Here is a 16,817-nt window from a genome sequence, read left to right on the forward strand (position 1 = left end):
ATGTTGGTGGAGTTGGCAGCCGATTACAACATTCTGCGGATCGACTGGGTGAAGTTCACCTTCGGTGCGATCGCGCTCGCCGTGGTCTACTTCTTTGTCGCCCGCAAGGCGGTGCCGAAGGTCATGGCGGTCCTCGACGAGCGTCACGACGCCATCGAGGGCGGCATCGAGCGCGCCAAGAAGGCCGAGGCCGAGGCCGAGGGGATCCGCCAGCAGTACCGGGAGAAGCTCGAGGAGGCGCACCGCGAGTACGCCCAAGAGCTGGAGAAGGCCAAGGAGCAGCGGGCCGCGATCGTCGCCGAGGCGCGCGAGGAGGCCCAGGCCGAGGCGCGTCGCATCGTCGAGGCGGCCCACGTCCAGATCGAGGCCGACCGCCAGCAGGCCCTGGTGCAGCTGCGCAACGAGGTCGGTGCGCTCTCCACCGAGCTGGCGAGCCGCATCGTCGGTGAGACCCTCAGCGACAGCGCCGCCCAGAACCGCGTCATCGACCGGTTCCTGGACGAGCTGGAGCAGAGCGACAGCACGCAGCAGGCAGAGGTGCGCTGATGCGTGGTATCAGCCGCACGTCGCTGGCCGAGGTGACCCGGCGCCTGGACGAGAACGTCCTGGCGTCGGCGGGCACCCCGCAGAGCGGCGTCTCCCTGGGCAGCGAGCTCTTCGAGGTCGTCGCCCTGCTGGGAGGCGAGCACTCGCTGCGCCGCTGGCTCGCCGACCAGGCGAACCCGGCCGAGGCCAAGACCGGCCTCATTGGGCAGCTCCTGGAGACCAGGGTGTCGCCGTCCGCGGTCCTCGTGGCCGGTGACGTGGTCTCGGCCAGGTGGTCGGGCCCGCGCGACCTGATGGACGCGATGGAGCGGATGGCGGTCTACGCGACCGCCGCCCAGCTCCAGAGCGCCTCGGGGCTCGGCGAGCTGGAGGACGAGCTCTTCCGCTTCCAGCGGATCGTCATCGCCCAGCCCGAGCTCCGCGAGGCCCTCACCCGCGACGGGGCCGCCCCCGAGCTGCGCCTCTCCCTCGTGGAGAACCTGCTCTCGGGCAAGGTGCACCCCGCGACTCTGGTGCTGGTCGGCGAAGCGGTCGCCCGCCCCAGGGGCCGTACCCTGGAGCAGGCGCTGGATAACTACGGACAGCTCGTCGCCGAGCGCGCCAAGCGCTACGTCGCCGTCGTCCGCAGCGCCGTCGCCCTGAGCGAGCAACAGCAGTCCCGGCTCGGAGCCGCGCTCTCGCGCGTCTACGGCCGCGACATCCACCTCAACATCGAGGTCGCCCCCGAGATCGTGGGTGGCCTGTCCATCCAGGTGGGTGACGAGGTCATCGACGGGACCATCGCCGGGCGTATCGCCGAGGCCCAGCGCCGCCTCGCCGGCTGACAGAACGCAAGGCAAGCACGCACGGCGCCAGCCCGGCGCCATTTGAGAGCAAGGACAACGTAGAGATGGCGGAGCTGACGATCCGGCCGGACGAGATCCGGGACGCGCTACAGCGCTTCGTCCAGTCGTACGAGCCTGAAGCCACCCGCGCGGAAGAGGTCGGTACCGTCACCTACTCCGGTGACGGCATCGCCCGCGTCGGTGGCCTTCCCTCGGCGATGGCGAACGAGCTGCTCCAGTTCGAGGACGGCACCCTGGGCCTGGCCCAGAACCTCGAGATCGGTGAGATCGGTGTCGTCGTGCTGGGTGACTTCACCAGCATCGAGGAGGGCCAGAAGGTGCGCCGCACCGGCCAGCTCCTCTCGGTGCCGGTGGGTGACAACTTCCTCGGCCGCGTGGTGGACCCCCTGGGCGCCCCCATCGACGGCAAGGGCGAGATCGAGTCCACCGAACGCCGTGAGCTGGAGCTCCAGGCGGCGACCGTGATGGAGCGCAAGCCCGTCCACGAGCCGCTCCAGACCGGCATCAAGGCGATCGACTCGATGACCCCGGTCGGCCGCGGCCAGCGCCAGCTGGTCATCGGCGACCGCCAGACCGGCAAGACCGCGGTCTGCATCGACGCGATCATCAACCAGAAGGCCAACTGGGAGACGGGCGACCCCGACAAGCAGGTGCGCTGCATCTACGTCGCGATCGGCCAGAAGGGCTCGACCATCGCCGGTGTGCGTGGCGCCCTCGAAGAGGCCGGCGCGATGGAGTACACCACCATCGTCGCCGCCCCGGCGTCCGAGGCGGCCGGCTTCAAGTACCTGGCCCCCTACACCGGTTCGGCCCTGGGCCAGCACTGGATGTACGAGGGCAAGCACGTCCTCATCGTCTTCGACGACCTCACCAAGCAGGCCGAGGCCTACCGCGCGGTGTCGCTGCTGCTGCGCCGCCCGCCGGGCCGCGAGGCCTACCCCGGTGACGTCTTCTACCTGCACTCCCGGCTGCTGGAGCGCTGCGCCAAGCTCTCCGACGAGATGGGCAAGGGGTCGATGACCGCCCTGCCGATCATCGAGACCAAGGCGGGCGACGTCTCGGCGTACATCCCCACCAACGTCATCTCCATCACCGACGGACAGGTCTTCCTGGAGGCCGACCTGTTCAACCAGGGGCAGCGCCCGGCGATCAACGTCGGCGTGTCGGTCTCCCGTGTCGGTGGCGCCGCGCAGACCAAGGCGATGAAGAAGGTCTCGGGCACCCTGCGGCTGGGCCTGGCCCAGTACCGTGAGCTGGAGGCGTTCTCCGCCTTCGGTTCGGACCTGGACGCCGTCTCCAAGCAGCAGCTGGAGCGCGGTGCCCGTCTGATGGAGCTCCTCAAGCAGGGCCAGTACTCGCCGTTCTCCATGGAGAAGCAGGTCGTCTCGATCTGGGCCGGCACCACCGGCCGCGTCGACGACGTCCCGGTCGAGGACGTGCGCCGCTTCGAGGAGGACTTCCTGGACCACCTGAGCCGCGAGCACTCGGGCATCCTCGACACCATCCGCGAGAGCGGCAAGTTCGAGGAGGAGACCGAGAAGTCCCTCGACTCGGCGCTGGAGAAGTTCAAGCAGGGCTTCCAGACCTCCGCCGGAACCCTCCTGGGCACCGAGGCAGAGGCCGAGGCGCTGGACGAGGAGAAGGTCGGCCAGGAGACCATCAAGGTCGCCAAGGGCGGGAAGTAACCCATGGGTGCACAGCTTCGCGTCTATCGCCGGAGGATCCGCTCGACGAAGTCGATGGCGAAGATCACCCGCGCGATGGAGCTCATCGCCACGACGCGCATCACCAAGGCGCAGCGTGCGGCGGAGGCTGCTGGGCCCTACGCGCGGGAGATCACCCGGGCGGTCTCGGCCCTGGCCAGCCGGGTGACCGATCACCCGCTGCTGACCGAGGCCGAGAACCCCACCCGCGCCGCCGTCCTGGTCATCACCAGCGACAAGGGCCTGGCGGGCGCCTTCTCGACCAACGTGCTCAAGGAGGCGGACTCCCTCACCCAGCTCCTGCGTGAGCAGGGCAAGGAGGTCCTCACCTACATGGTGGGCCGCAAGGGCGTGGGCTTCTACAAGTTCCGCGACCGCCCCCTGGAGGCGCAGTGGGAGGGCTTCACCGAGCGCCCCACCTACGCGCACGCCCAGGAGATCGGCTCCGCCCTCATGGAGAAGTTCTCCACCGACTCCGCCGAGGGCGGTGTCGACGAGATCCACGTGGTCTCCACGGAGTTCGTCTCGATGCTGACCCAGCGCGCCGGGACCGTCCGGGCCCTGCCGCTGGAGGTGGAGGAGGTCGACAGCTCCGAGCTGGAGGCCGTGCACGGGGGCGAGCCGCTGCCGCTGTACGAGTTCGAGCCCTCGGCGGAGGAGGTCCTGGACCAGCTGCTGCCGCAGTACGTCGTCAACAGGATCTACTTCTCGCTCCTGGAGTCGTCCGCCTCCCAGCAGGCCTCCCGCCGCGCCGCCATGAAGGCGGCCACGGACAACGCCGAGGAACTCGCCAAGAACCTGACCCGTCTGGCCAACCAGGCACGTCAGGCTGAGATCACCAATGAGCTCAGTGAGATTGTCGGCGGTGCCGACGCGCTCGCTGCTGCCAGCGCGGGAAGTGAGTAACAAAAGTGACTGCGACAGTTGAAGGGACGGCTGGGGCTGGCACCGCCACCGGCCGGATCTCCCGGGTCACCGGCCCGGTCGTCGACGTGGAGTTCCCCGTCGGCTCCCTGCCTGCCATCTACAACGCCCTGCACACCGACGTGACCATCGGCGGCAAGGTCAAGACCATCACGATGGAGGTCGCCCAGCACCTGGGTGACAACCTCGTGCGCACGGTCTCCCTGGCCCCCCAGGACGGCCTCGTCCGCGGCGCCGAGGTGCGCGACACCGGCGCGCCCATCAGCGTGCCCGTCGGCGACGTCGTCAAGGGCCACGTGTTCAACACCCTGGGCGAGTCCCTGGACGTGCCGACCGCGGAGCTGGGCGTCACCGAGCGCTGGCCGATCCACCGCAAGGCCCCGGCCTTCGACCAGCTCGAGTCCAAGACCGAGATGATGGTCACGGGCATCAAGGTCATCGACCTGCTCACCCCGTACGTGCGCGGTGGCAAGATCGGCCTGTTCGGCGGCGCCGGTGTGGGCAAGACCGTGCTCATCCAGGAGATGATCACGCGTATCGCCCGCAACTTCGGTGGTGTGTCCGTGTTCGCCGGTGTCGGCGAGCGCACCCGTGAGGGTACGGACCTCTTCCTGGAGATGGACGAGATGGAGGTCCTCCAGGACACCGCCCTCGTCTTCGGCCAGATGGACGAGCCCCCGGGCACCCGTCTGCGGGTGGCCCTGTCCGCTCTGACGATGGCGGAGTACTTCCGCGACGTCCAGAAGCAGGACGTGCTGCTGTTCATCGACAACATCTTCCGTTTCACCCAGGCGGGTTCGGAGGTCTCCACGCTGCTGGGCCGTATGCCCTCGGCCGTGGGCTACCAGCCCAACCTGGCGGACGAGATGGGTCAGCTCCAGGAGCGGATCACCTCGACCCGCGGTCACTCGATCACCTCGATGCAGGCGATCTACGTGCCCGCGGACGACTACACCGACCCGGCTCCGGCGACCACCTTCGCCCACCTGGACGCGACGACCGAGCTCTCCCGCCCGATCTCGCAGAAGGGTATCTACCCGGCGGTCGACCCGCTGACCTCCACCTCCCGCATCCTCGACCCGCAGTACGTGGGCGAGGAGCACTACCAGGTGGCCCAGCGCGTCAAGGAGATCCTCCAGCGCAACAACGACCTCCAGGACCAGATCGCCATCCTCGGTATGGACGAGCTGTCCGAGGAGGACAAGATCGTCGTCAACCGTGCGCGCCGGATCGAGCGCTTCCTGTCGCAGAACATGTTCGTGGCGGAGAAGTTCACCAACAACCCGGGCGTGTTCGTGCCCCTGGAGGAGACCATCTCCTCCTTCAAGGCGCTGTGCGACGGTGAGTACGACCACCTGCCCGAGCAGGCGTTCCTCGACGTCGGCAACATCGACATGGCCGTCGAGAAGGCCAAGAAGCTGCAGGGTTAGTTCTCCGGCCGGGCCGGTCCCCGACAGCGGTCGGGGACCGGCCCGGCCGAATCACCCGCTAGCCGAGGAGTTTGTGGCAGTGTCGAAGAAGCTTTTCGTCGAGATCGTCTCGCCCGAACGTGAGATTTGGGCGGGCGAGGGCGACATGGTCATCGCGAAGACCGTCGAGGGTGAGATGGGCGTCCAGCCCGGGCACGTCCCGGTGCTGTCGCTGCTCGCCCACGACGCGGTCGTCCGCGTGCTGGGCGCGCGGGAGACCGGCGAGGTCCGGGCCGCCGCGCACGGCGGGTTCGTCTCGGTCTCGGGTGAGGGACGCGTCTCCATCCTCGCCGAGACCGCCGAGCTCGCCGAGGACATCGATGTGGACCGCGCGCGCACGGCGCTGAAGAGCGCGGCCGAGTCCGGCGACAACGTCGCCCTGGGCCGTGCCCGCAGCCGTCTGCGGGCCGCGGGCGAGGAAGTCGCCTAGCGTAGGACGGCGGGACGAGTGGTGGGCATGCAAAGGCTCCGGCCCGGAGCACCCTGGTGGGAGTCCGCGCTGTGGGTGTTCCTCGCCCTGCTCGTCGTCCTCCTGGCGCTGGTGCTCGCCGTCACCCTGCGCCGCTGGATCCTGGTACGGCGCGGCGGCGCGGTGGAGTGCTACCTGCGTGCCGTCGGGGCGAAGGGCCGCCGGGGCTCCTGGCGCATCGGCTTCGGCCGGTACGGCACGGAGAACCTGGGCTGGTTCCCGATCTTCTCCCTCAGACCGCGGCCGACAGCGAGGCTGTCGCGCCGCGGTCTCGTCGTCGTCGGGCGGCGCGCCCCCGCCGGGGGCGAGGACCTGCCCGCCGACCTCACCGTGCTCCAGGTGGGCTGGCTGCTCGCCGACGGCTCCGACCCCCGCGAGGCGGCCTACGAGATCGCCATGGGCGAGGGCGCCCAGACCGGCTTCCTGTCGTGGCTGGAGTCGATGCCCCCCGGAACGCACTGGGAGAGCTGAGATTCCGCGTGGGTGGTTCCCCCGCGCGCCCCTGTGTGCTTAGCATGGCCGACATGAGTACGATCGTCGCTTTCTCCGTCTCCCCTCTCGGAACCGGTGAGTCCGTCGCCCCCGCCGTCGCCCGCGCGGTGCGGGTGGTCCGGGAGAGCGGACTGCCCAACGAGACCTCCGCCATGTTCACCAGCGTCGAGGGTGAGTGGGACGAGGTCATGGACGTCGTCAAGCGCGCCGTGCAGGCCGCGGGGGAGGGCGCCGCGCGCGTCAGCCTCACCCTCAAGGCCGATGTCCGCGAGGGCGTCACCGACGGCCTGCGCAGCAAGGTCGAGGCCGTCGAACGCGAACTCGGCGACGCCTGAGACCCGGTTCTCCACGGGGTGCGGCGCGGTCGTGCCCCGTGTCCTCTTCCCCTGGGCGGCCGGACACGGCAGGATGCGGTTCCATGCTCGCCTCGCGACTTCCCCGGCTCCTGGGCCCCGCCCTCCTCATCCCCCTGCTCGCCGCCTGCCAGCTCTCGGGTGGCCACGTCGGCGCCGTGGCCACGGGCCACTTCACCGCCGCGCACGAGTTCCCCGTGCTGGTCGTGGCCTGGTGCGGTGACGCCTCCCCACGCCAGATCGACCTGAGCGGCGGCGGACAGCGGATCCACCTGATCGCCACCCGCGACTTCGACGGCAACCGGACCGAGGTGGACCTGGCCGCCCCCGGCGACGCCTGGCGGATCACCGACGGCGACGGACGGCAGGTCTACCGCCTGGTCCCCGAGTCCGAGCGCGAGGAGTACACCGTCGGGATCGGCTCGCGGGAGGCCCCGCCGGGGGAGGAGACCGAGCACGACATCGGCACGGTCGCGTTCACGACCGGGGTGCTGGCCGAGGAGGAGGGCGTGTACGCCGCCTCCGGGGGGTCTGCCGAGGCCGAGTTCGTCCCGCAGGAGGAGTTCCCGCCCGAGTGCTGAGGGGCCGGGGCCCCCGGCCCGGGGGCCCGCGCTGTCGCCCTCCCGTCTCTCGGCCGGGAGCGCGCCGCGTGTGCGCCTCCCTTGTCCGCGTGTCTGCCGCCGTGCCGTGCCGACCGCGCGTAGTGTGCCCACGGCCGGAGCGGCGCCGCTCCGCGGATCGAGGGGGACATGGAAGGCGACGTCGCGCAGACACTGGGCATGCTGCTGCTGATCCTCGTGGCGGCCTTCCTCGCCCCGCTGGTCACCGACCGGCTGGCCGCGTTCGTGGTCATCCCCTCGGTGGTGCTGGAGATCGTCTTCGGCATCGTCCTGGGCCCCTCCCTCCTGGGACTGGTCCGCGAGACCGAGACGGTGGCGATGCTGGCCGACCTCGGACTCGCGCTGCTCATGTTCATGGCCGGGTACGAGGTCGACTTCGCGCGGATCAGGGGCAGGCCGCTGCGGCGGGCGGCTCTGGCCTGGCTGTGCTCGGTCGCCCTCGGGCTGGGGGCGGGGTGGGCCCTGTTCGGCGCCTCCCAGACGGCCCTGGTCGTCGGCCTGGCCCTGATCACGACCGCGTTGGGCACGGTGCTGCCCATCCTGCGGGACTCCGGAGGGCTGGAGGGGGCCTTCGGGGCCCGCTTCATGGCGTCCGGGACGATGGGGGAGTTCGGACCGATCGTGCTGATCACCCTGCTGCTCAGCGGTTACCGCCCGTTGGAGGCGACGCTGCTGCTGGTCGGGTTCCTCGCCCTCGCGGGCCTCGCGGCCTGGCGCGCGACCCGTCCGCCCTCGGAGCGGCTGACACGGCTCATCCGGGCCACCCTCGGCTCCAGCACCCAGGTGGCCGTGCGCCTGTGCATCCTGGTGATCGTGCTGTTCGTGTGGCTGGCGGCGAGTCTGCGGCTGGACGCGCTGCTGGGCGCCTTCGCGGCGGGGATCATCGTGCGGCTCATGTTCACCACCAACCATCCGGGCGCGGTCGAACGGGTGGAGTCGAAGATGGACGCCGTCGGTTTCGGCTTCCTGATACCGGTGTTCTTCGTGGTGACGGGGGTGCGCTTCGACCTGTCGGCCCTGCTGGCCGACCCGGTGGCGCTGCTGCTGGTCCCCCTGCTGCTGGCGGCCTTCCTGGTCGTGCGGGGCGGCCCCGAGTACCTGCTGTCGCGGGGCGACGTCCCCGAGCGCCAGCGGCTCCCCCTGGTGCTGTTCTCGGCGACCGCGCTGCCCCTGATCGCGGTCCTGTCGGAGATCGGGACCGAGACGGGCGCCCTCGACGGCGCCTCCGCCGCCGCGCTCCTGGGCGCGGGCATGCTGAGCGTGCTCGTCCTACCCCAGGTGGGCGGCGCCCTGCTGCGCCGCTCCCGGACCGCCGCGGCGGGGGAGGCGCGGCGTTAGCCCGTTCCTCCGGGCCGTCGCTGACCCGCGGCGGTCCGCAGGGCCCTCCGCGCCGGCCGAGCGGTGCGGACAGGGGCGCGCCCGGCCCGTGGGAGGGTGCCGGGCCGGGCGCGGTCAGGGGGGCGGTCAGCCGACCTGCGGGTGGGCGTGTCCGGACGGGACCGCGGCGCCGGAGAAGTACTCCCTGGCGGTCGCGGTGTTGGCCAGGGCCGCCACGGTGACGGCGAAGAGCGCCGCGACGATCTCGGGGACCCCGCTGACCGGGGTGAGCAGCAGGGCCAGGATCACGACGGCGTAGATCACGTTGACCGCGGTCACCGAGGTGCGGACGCCGCCGCGGTTCCGGTTGACCATGACGGCGAGGACGGCCGACAGCGCGCCGTAGACCAGGCCGACGGCCGCGCCGGTCAGCACGGCCCAGGCGGGCACCCGCGCGCTCTCGGCGACCATCGGGACGGTGGCCATGGCGGTGGCGCCGACGAGGGCCAGCAGGCTCATGACGATCTGGTAGACCGCGATCAGGACCAGCAGCACGAAGACCGCCTTGACGGTCGCCGGTCTGGTTCCGGTGGTCATCTGCGTTCCTTCCTTCGTCCGTTCCCGTGTCCAGAACCCATAACCCCAGCGCCGCGGAAGACACGCGTCCCACCGGACGATTTCCGTCCGCGCAGGTCGCGAACGCCCGCTGGGACGGGGTTCCGGGGTGCGGGCGGTCCCGGGGAGGCGCGGGGAGCGCGGAGGGGTCCCGCTCACGCGGAGCGGGACCCCTCGAAGGTGCGCACGGGCGGCCGGGCGCGGCCCGGGGACCGCGGCGGGCGGCGGGGCGCTAGCGTTCGCCGCCGGGCTTCCACAGGACCTCGTCGCCCTCCCGGGCGACGTACCGGCCGAGGATGAACAGCAGGTCGGAGAGCCGGTTGAGGTACTGGGCGGTGAGCGGGTTGACGGTCTGGCCGTGTTCCTCGACGGCCGCCCACACGCTGCGCTCGGCCCGCCGGACCACGATCCGGGCGGTGTGCATGAGCGCCACGGTGGGGGAGCCCCCGGGCAGGATGAAGCTGCGCAGGGTGGGCAGGTCGGCGTTGTAGGTGTCGCAGGCCTCCTCCAACCGCGTGACGTACTCGGGCAGGACCCGCAGCGGCGGGTACTCCGGGTCGGGCACGATCGGCGTGGACAGGTCGGCGCCCAGGTCGAACAGCTCGTTCTGGATCCGTCCGAGCAGGTCCCGGACGTCGTCGGGGAGTTCGCCCAGCGCCAGGGCGGTGCCGATCGCGGCGTTGGCCTCCTCGGTGTCGGCGTAGCCCACCAGGCGCGTGTCGTTCTTGCCGGTCCGGCTCATGTCGCCGAGCGCCGTCGTCCCGGCGTCGCCGGTGCGCGTGTAGATCTTCGACAGCACGACCGGCTTGTCGGTGTCCCGTTTGGTCATGCCCTCCACCCTAGGGTTCGGCCGCGCTCCGGCGGGTGCGGTGGTGGCCCGGAGCACCAGTCGTGACGGAGGATAACTGTTCCGTATCAGCGTGTGAAGGTGATGCAACTCACTGATACATTGGGAAGCCAGGGGGCTACTTAAAGTAGTTTCCCGCGGTGTCCATGTGCGGTACCCGGATGCGAGAGGGGGTCATCCGGGAACCGCGGAGGGGGAGACGCCGCGGCGGGCGGCGTGGAACCGGGGGGTTCACGCCGCCCGCCCTGTCGTGCGGGGCCCTCACACGGATCGTGCGCGGACTACCTCAGCCAGCCGTCGCCCAGGCGCGGGAAGTCGGGCGCGGCCGTCGTGCGCAGCACCCCGTTCACCGGCAGAGTGCTCTCGGCGAAGAACTCCACGCCGTGCGCACCGGCCGCCGACAGCTCGGCCACCGAGTCCCAGTTGATGTTCTCCATGGTGTCGTCGGCGGTGTGGTAGTACGGGTCGAACTGCTCGCCCGCCGTACCGCCGTACCACTCGACCTGCTCCTCGGTCTTGACGCCGTCGGCGCCGCTGAACAGGCCGCCCGACGGGATGCCCGCGGTCATGAAGGCCTGGTAGTCGCTGCGCCCGCTCAGCACGCCGGGCTCGCTGACCTGGTCCCGGGCGGCGAAGTAGTCCTCGAAGACCTTCGCGATCGCGCCGGAGCCCGACGGGGCGGCCACGGACCCGGGCAGCTCCATCCGGCCGTCCAGCACGAACCGGCCGTAGTTGTGCGAGCCGATCATGTCGAAGTTGAGGTAGAGGGCGATGTCCTCGACCTCCTGCGCGGTCAGGTCCTCCACGTACCGGGTGGAGCCGACCAGGCCCTCCTCCTCGGTGCCCCAGAAGGCGAACCGCACCTTGTTGTTGGGCTCCTCCTGCTCGGCCAGCTGGATCGCGGTCTCCAGCAGGAAGGCCGTGCCGCTGCCGTTGTCGTTGATGCCGGGGCCGTCCTCGACGCTGTCGAGGTGGCCGCCCACGACCACCACGTTGTCGTCCCGGCCGCCCGGCGTCTCGGCCAGCACGCTGTAGGAGGTCTCGTTGCTGACCTCGGCGTCCACGCTCACCCGCAGCTCCAGGCCCTCGGCGGCCAGCAGCTCGGCGCCCAGCGTCCCGGACACGCCCAGGGCGGGGATGGCCGAGTGCTCGCCCACGGTGCCCAGGAAGACCTCGTCCTCGTTGTTGACCACCAGGGCGGCCGCGGCCCCCGCGGCGGCGGCGTTGTCCACCTTGTCCGAGAACGGGCAGGTGCCGCGCACGGTGATCGCGATCGCGCCCTCGGGGAAGCCGGCGAAGTCGTCGGGGGAGCAGCCGCTCGCGGCGCTGTCGGCGTTGACGGCCACCGCCGGTGCGGTGACGTCGCCCGATCCGGAGTAGCTCATGGTCGCGTAGTCGGTCTCGGCCTCGTAGGCGACCTGCTCCGGGGCGGTCTGGGCGAGGACGGCCGGGGAGTTCTCCCGCCACAGCTCGTACTCGTACTCGTGCCGGTAGGGCTCGTACCCGGCGCGCTCCAGCTGGTCCTCGACGTAGAGGGCGGCGACGTCGTAGCCGGGGGTGTTCGTGGCCCGGTTGCCGCCGTTGTACTCGGCGATGGTGTCGAGGTTCTCCAAGTGCTCGCGGATGGCCTCCGCGTCCACCCGCTCCGACAGCGGCGGGTCCTCGCTCGGCCTGCCCGCGTGCGCGGGCGGACCCGCGTGCTCGGGGGCCCCGGAGTGGTCCGGGGGCCCGGCGTGTCCGGGCGGCCCGGGCTCGGCGTGGGCGGGGGAGGACGCCAGGGCGGCGACGGTCATCAGCACGGCCGCGGCGCCGGCCGTGGCGGCGCGGCGCCGGGAGGCGGGGACGGCCGCTCCGAGCGGCGGCTTCCCTTCGGAACTGGTGCGCAAGGATCTTCCTCCGGAGTGCGGGGGTCCACCGCTCCTGGGAGTCGGGGGATGGACACCTTGGGTAGGCGAAGTACCGATGCAGCCTGACACCGCGGAGGTGCTCCCGGCAAGGACCGATGACCACAATTGCCACAATCAGCCACAGACCTTACGCATGGGGTGGCAGTGTGGTTCCATGGACGACCCCGTGTGAGCAGAACGTCTCGTCAGGGGCCCGCGTCCGACCGGGGCGGCGGGCCTACTCCTCGTCCTGGTGCTTGCGCGGCTTGTACTCGACGCCCACCCCGCCCATCACGGCGATGCCCCGCACGTGCACGATCGGCGCGTCCGGGTCCACCACGCTGGGGGTGTTCTCGGAGATGCCGAAACCGCCCATGAGCGGCAGGCCGTGCACCCGCACCTGCACGTCATCGGGCACGGTGATGCCCACCCCGCCCATGACGGCGCAGACCCAGACGGTGGTCTCGCGCTGGGTGAACCGGGCCTCGCGCAGGTCCAGGTCGATCCCACCCAGCACCGCGAAGGCGGTGAAGACGCCCGGCACGACCCAGTTGCCCGACCGGGCGGCGCCGCCCAGGACGACGACCGCGGCCCGACTGGTGGGCTCCTGGTCCACGATCCGGCCGCCGCCGTAGAGCGGACGGGGCGAACGGAAGTCGGTGGGGGCCACGGAGGCGCCGGGACCGTTCGGCGCCGGGAGGTCCTCGGTGAGGGGGACCAGCTCGCCGACGGTCTTGGCCCGGTACACCGCGTCGAGCCGCTCGCTGTGCTCGTCCGGGTCCAGGCGCCCCTCGGCGAGGGCTTCACGCAGGCGGTGCGCGACGGAGTCACGGTCGGCGTCGGAGGCGCGCATCCGACCGTGCTCGGGGGGAGTGATCTCGCTCATTGCTTCCACCATAGAACCATTCTTCCGGCGCAACGAGGTGTGCCGCATCGGGGAGAACCCCCGAGGGGCCCCTGAGACCCGGCCCCGCGGCCCGGGGTCAGTCCTCGGGGAGCAGCCCGCGGCGGATCGCCTGGCTCACCGCCGACGTCCGGTCGCCCACGCCGAGCTTGTCGTAGACCCGCATCAGGTGGGTCTTGACCGTGGTCGCACTGATGTGCAGGGCGCGCCCGATCGCCGCGTTGGTGCGCCCCTCGGAGGCCAGACGCAGCACCTCCACCTCGCGGGGCGACAGCACGGCGGCGGGCTCTCCGCGCCGACGCATGCCGGTGAACAGCCTGCCCGCCAGCCGTCCGGTCAGGACGGTCTCCCCGCGCGCCGCGGCGCGCACGGCCTCGGCCAGCTCCGCGCGCGGGGTGTCCTTGAGCAGGTACCCGGTGGCGCCCGCCTCCACCGCGCGCAGGATGTCGTCGTCGGTGTCGTAGGTGGTGAGCACCAGCACGTGCGTGCCGGGCCGTCCGGCGCTGATGCGCCCGGTGGCCTCCACACCGTCGCCGCCGGGCATGCGCAGGTCCATCAGCACCACGTCCGGCTCCAGTTCGGCCGTCCGCACGACCGCCTCGGGGCCCGAGGCGGCCTCGCCCACGACGGTGAGGTCGGCCTCGGCGGCGAGCATGCCGCGGATGCCCTCGCGGACCACCGGGTGGTCGTCGACCAGCAGGACACGGATCACGGTGCGCACTCCTCGTCGCCTCGCGGGGTCTGCGGGGGCAGGGGCAGCGACATCCGGACGCGGGTGCCGCGCCCGGGGGCGCTGACCACCTCCACCGCGCCTCCGGCGTCGTCGGCCCGGCGCCGCATGTTCGCCAGCCCGTTCCCGGGCGCGGTCCGCCCGGGGTCGAAGCCGACGCCGTCGTCGGCGACGGTCAGCTCCACCGGACCGGGGCTCCCGTCGGGGGCCCGCGTGTACTCCAGGGCCACCCGCACGTGCCCGGCCCGGGCGTGCCTGCGGACGTTGGCCAGGGCCTCCTGCGCGGTGCGCAGCAGGCAGATCTGCAGGTCGTTGGACAGGGCGGCCGGGGCGCCGAGCACCGCGGTGTCCACGGGGACGCCGAGCTCGTCGCCCAGCCGGGAGGCGATCCTGTCCAGGGCGGCCTCCAGGGTCTGGCTGTCCAGGCCCACCGGCTGGCGGGCGGCCACCATGGCCCGCGCCTCGGCGAGGTTCTCGGCGGCGGTCTCGCGCATCAGGGCGAGGTGGCGCCGGGCCAGCTCCGGGTCGGAGTCCATCTCCGACTCCACCGCCTGGGTCAGCGCGACGATGCTGGTGAAGCCCTGGGCCAGGGTGTCGTGCATCTCGCGGGCCAGGCGTTCGCGCTCGGCCATGGCCCCGGTCTCCTCCGACAGCCACACGACCTCCAGGCGGCTCTCGCGCAGTTCCCTGATCAGGTTGGCCCGCTCGTAGCTCTGCTCGATGATCCGTCCCAGCCAGCCGCCGAACCACAGCGTGTAGCCCACCATCACGCCGTTGATCAGGATGTTGACGGCGATGTCGTCCCACTCGCTCAGCCCGAGCAGGCCGCGCAGCGGCATCGGGACCAGCAGGATCGCGCCCACCGTCGAGACCGCGGCCGGGACCGGGGAGGTGATGAAGCACAGCGGGGCCACCGCCACGACCAGGAAGGTCAGGGTGGGGTTGACCGTCACCGCGGGCAGGCACAGCACGAGCAGGACGGCCATGAGGACCGCCGGGCGGATCCGCTCCTCGCGCAGTACCAACCGCCTGGCGAACAGGTAGTACACGGCCGTCACCGCGGCCATGAGGCCCACGAGCGGCCACCGCCAGAAGGGGTCGCTGGTGACCAGCGCGATGGCCGCCATGGCGGCCATCACGGAGGTGAAGTACACGTCCCACCACACGCCCAGGTCCCAGGCGTGCCGTTCGTCGCGCTCCTCCTCCCCGGCTGGGGCGCCTTCCCCGGGCGGGGCGCCGCCGGGCCCGGGGAACGGTGCGGGCGGGGCGTGGCCGCCCCCCGGAGCCCGTGCGGCCACGGCGATCACCCGTCCTTCCGCGTCTTCCACCGGAACGTCAGCACTACCAGCGCCAAGCCCACCACACACCACACGCCCAGCGCGAGGGCGACCCCGGACAGGTCCCACGAACCGCCGGGTTCGAGGGCGGCCATCTCGGCGGGGAAGAACGCCGCGCGCAGGCCCTGCGCCATCCACATCAGAGGGAAGAGCGCGGCGGCGTCGAGCACCCAGTCGGGCAGGGCGATGACCGGCACGAAGATGCCCGAGATGAACTGCAGGATCAGGAAGGGCACGACCACGATGCCGGAGGCGGAGCGGACGTTGCGGGCCAGGGAGCTGATCGCGATGCCCAGCAGCGAGCAGGAGACGGTACCCAGCACGAACACCCAGGCCAGCGTCGCCCAGGCGGCGGGGTCGTCGGGCATGCGCGCGCCGAAGGCCAGGGCGCCCACGCCCAGCAGCAGGACCAGCTGGCCCAAGGCCAGGAACAGCACCACCACGGTCTTGCCCACGAAGTAGGCGGTCGGCGGCATCGGGGTGCCGCGCAGGCGGCGCAGACCGCCCCGCTCGCGCTCGTTGGCGATGTTCAGGCCCAGTTGCTGGAAGCTGACCGACATCAGGCCCATCGCCACCAGGCCCGGCAGGTAGTAGTCCACGGCGGGCATGCCCATGTCGAACATGCCGTCGAAGATCGACGAGAACATGACCAGGATCAGCGCGGGCAGGGAGAAGGTGAAGATCACGCTCTCCCACTCGTTCGCGAACTCGCGGATCTCCAGCCAGCCCCGGGACAGCCCGACGCGCAGCGCGCCGGGCAGGCGTCCGCTGGAGGCCGGTGCGGCGGGGGCGTCGGGGGTGCGTTCGGTCGCGGTGCTCACGCGGACACCTTCCTCTCGGCGGGACGGCCGTCCCTGTCTTCGCCTTCCCCGGCCTCCTCGTCCTCCCCGCCGATCAGGCCCAGGTAGACGTCCTCCAGCGTGGGGCGGTGCACGCTCAGCCCCGGTACCTCACCGGAGAACAGGGCGGACAGCTCGCCCACCACCCGGGCGGGCTCGTCGGTGCGGGTCTCGCGGCGCCGCCCGTCGACCGTCCAGCCGACGGTGGCCCGGGCCGAGGCGCGTCCGCCCAGGGTGGCGGGGGAGCCCAGCGCGCGCACCCTGCCGCGCGCGACCACGCACACCCGGTCGGCGAGCGCCTCGGCCTCCTCCAGGTAGTGCGTGGTCAGGACGATGGTGGTGCCGCCCCGGGCCAGGTCGCCGACCAGCGTCCAGAAGTCGCGCCGGGCCCCGGGGTCGAAGCCGGTGGTGGGCTCGTCCAGGAACAGCAGCTCCGGCCTGCCGATGATGCCCAGGGCCACGTCCAGGCGGCGGCGCTGACCGCCGGACAGGGACGTGATCCGCGCCCGGGACTTCTCGCCCAGGCCGACCAGGTCGACCACCGCGTCGGGGTCGCGCGGGTCGGGGTAGTAGCCCGCGAAGTGGCGGACCACATCGCGCACGGACAACTGGGGGATCAGCGTCTCCCCCTGCCACACCACCCCGATGCGCGAGCGCCACCGGCGGCCGGCGGCGCCGGGGTCCTCGCCCAGCACGCGGACGGTGCCCCCGTCGCGGTGGCGGAAGCCCTCCAGGATCTCGACCGTGGTGGACTTGCCCGCGCCGTTGGGGCCGAGGAGGGAGAAGACCTCGCCGCGCCGGACGCTCAGGTCGACTCCGGCGACGGCCTCGTTGTCGCCGTACTTCTTGCGGAGGCCGTGGACCTCGATCGCTGTCTCGCTCATGCCACCGACTCTCCCGCGAGCGGGGCCCCCGGGGTAT

The 16,817-nt window shown here is 71.7% G+C and carries 18 protein-coding genes; 10 read left to right on the forward strand and 8 right to left on the reverse strand.

Translation table 11 applies throughout. The annotated features are described in order from the left end of the window. The first annotated feature begins 3 nt into the window (after window positions 1-3). The 10 genes from atpF (at window position 4) to ACSTA4_RS05555 (ending at window position 8,759) form a co-directional block, all read left to right on the forward strand. Window positions 4-546, forward strand: coding sequence for a F0F1 ATP synthase subunit B (gene atpF / locus ACSTA4_RS05510; RefSeq protein WP_248774807.1), 543 nt, complete (start codon window positions 4-6; stop codon window positions 544-546). Next, window positions 546-1,370 carry a F0F1 ATP synthase subunit delta gene (locus tag ACSTA4_RS05515; RefSeq protein WP_444962645.1) on the forward strand — a complete coding sequence of 275 codons (825 nt, stop codon included), beginning with the start codon at window positions 546-548 and terminating at the stop codon, window positions 1,368-1,370. Before atpF ends, ACSTA4_RS05515 begins: the two co-directional genes overlap by 1 nt. Window positions 1,371-1,435: 65 nt before the next feature. Next, window positions 1,436-3,076 (forward strand): F0F1 ATP synthase subunit alpha, encoded by a 1,641-nt coding sequence (gene atpA / locus ACSTA4_RS05520; RefSeq protein WP_444962646.1) that lies wholly within the window; start codon window positions 1,436-1,438, stop codon window positions 3,074-3,076. 3 nt (window positions 3,077-3,079) lie between these two features. Beyond that, window positions 3,080-4,000, forward strand: a complete 921-nt coding sequence (locus tag ACSTA4_RS05525) for a F0F1 ATP synthase subunit gamma (protein ID WP_444962647.1) — start codon at window positions 3,080-3,082, stop codon at window positions 3,998-4,000. A gap of 5 nt (window positions 4,001-4,005) precedes the next feature. After that, window positions 4,006-5,448: a F0F1 ATP synthase subunit beta gene (gene atpD / locus ACSTA4_RS05530; RefSeq protein WP_212641306.1), complete on the forward strand. Its 1,443-nt coding sequence runs from the start codon at window positions 4,006-4,008 to the stop codon at window positions 5,446-5,448. Between the two features lie 79 nt (window positions 5,449-5,527). Continuing rightward, window positions 5,528-5,917: a F0F1 ATP synthase subunit epsilon gene (locus ACSTA4_RS05535; RefSeq protein WP_212641305.1), complete on the forward strand. Its 390-nt coding sequence runs from the start codon at window positions 5,528-5,530 to the stop codon at window positions 5,915-5,917. 27 nt (window positions 5,918-5,944) lie between these two features. After that, window positions 5,945-6,427 (forward strand): DUF2550 domain-containing protein, encoded by a 483-nt coding sequence (locus tag ACSTA4_RS05540; RefSeq protein WP_444962648.1) that lies wholly within the window; start codon window positions 5,945-5,947, stop codon window positions 6,425-6,427. 44 nt (window positions 6,428-6,471) lie between these two features. Beyond that, complete coding sequence (locus tag ACSTA4_RS05545; protein WP_047868494.1) at window positions 6,472-6,783, forward strand: MTH1187 family thiamine-binding protein; 312 nt, start codon at window positions 6,472-6,474, stop codon at window positions 6,781-6,783. A gap of 83 nt (window positions 6,784-6,866) precedes the next feature. Further along, window positions 6,867-7,382, forward strand: a complete 516-nt coding sequence (locus tag ACSTA4_RS05550; protein WP_416025862.1) for a hypothetical protein — start codon at window positions 6,867-6,869, stop codon at window positions 7,380-7,382. Between the two features lie 168 nt (window positions 7,383-7,550). Beyond that, window positions 7,551-8,759, forward strand: a complete 1,209-nt coding sequence (locus tag ACSTA4_RS05555) for a cation:proton antiporter (RefSeq protein ID WP_444962649.1) — start codon at window positions 7,551-7,553, stop codon at window positions 8,757-8,759. Between the two features lie 126 nt (window positions 8,760-8,885). On the opposite strand, the gene ACSTA4_RS05560 is transcribed toward ACSTA4_RS05555, so the two are convergent. From ACSTA4_RS05560 to ACSTA4_RS05595, 8 genes are all read right to left on the reverse strand, one after another. Next, window positions 8,886-9,335: a hypothetical protein gene (locus tag ACSTA4_RS05560; RefSeq protein ID WP_444962650.1), complete on the reverse strand. Its 450-nt coding sequence runs from the start codon at window positions 9,333-9,335 to the stop codon at window positions 8,886-8,888. Between the two features lie 250 nt (window positions 9,336-9,585). Continuing rightward, window positions 9,586-10,182, reverse strand: coding sequence for a cob(I)yrinic acid a,c-diamide adenosyltransferase (locus ACSTA4_RS05565; RefSeq protein ID WP_248773731.1), 597 nt, complete (start codon window positions 10,180-10,182; stop codon window positions 9,586-9,588). A gap of 299 nt (window positions 10,183-10,481) precedes the next feature. Next, complete coding sequence (locus ACSTA4_RS05570) at window positions 10,482-12,086, reverse strand: M28 family peptidase (protein WP_444962651.1); 1,605 nt, start codon at window positions 12,084-12,086, stop codon at window positions 10,482-10,484. 238 nt (window positions 12,087-12,324) lie between these two features. Further along, entirely contained in the window at window positions 12,325-12,984 is a 660-nt protein-coding gene (locus ACSTA4_RS05575; RefSeq protein WP_444962652.1) for a DUF1707 SHOCT-like domain-containing protein, read from the reverse strand. Between the two features lie 85 nt (window positions 12,985-13,069). Next, window positions 13,070-13,702, reverse strand: a complete 633-nt coding sequence (locus ACSTA4_RS05580; RefSeq protein WP_444962653.1) for a response regulator — start codon at window positions 13,700-13,702, stop codon at window positions 13,070-13,072. Further along, complete coding sequence (locus tag ACSTA4_RS05585) at window positions 13,699-15,048, reverse strand: sensor histidine kinase (protein WP_444962654.1); 1,350 nt, start codon at window positions 15,046-15,048, stop codon at window positions 13,699-13,701. Before ACSTA4_RS05585 ends, ACSTA4_RS05580 begins: the two co-directional genes overlap by 4 nt. Beyond that, window positions 15,024-15,878 carry an ABC transporter permease gene (locus ACSTA4_RS05590; protein ID WP_444962655.1) on the reverse strand — a complete coding sequence of 285 codons (855 nt, stop codon included), beginning with the start codon at window positions 15,876-15,878 and terminating at the stop codon, window positions 15,024-15,026. The genes ACSTA4_RS05585 and ACSTA4_RS05590 overlap by 25 nt, the downstream gene beginning before the upstream one ends. Next, on the reverse strand, window positions 15,875-16,780 hold the full coding sequence (locus ACSTA4_RS05595) for an ABC transporter ATP-binding protein (RefSeq protein ID WP_444962656.1): 906 nt from the start codon (window positions 16,778-16,780) through the stop codon (window positions 15,875-15,877). Before ACSTA4_RS05595 ends, ACSTA4_RS05590 begins: the two co-directional genes overlap by 4 nt. Between the last annotated feature and the right edge of the window lie 37 nt (window positions 16,781-16,817).

Source organism: Nocardiopsis sp. M1B1 (genome assembly GCF_052466615.1).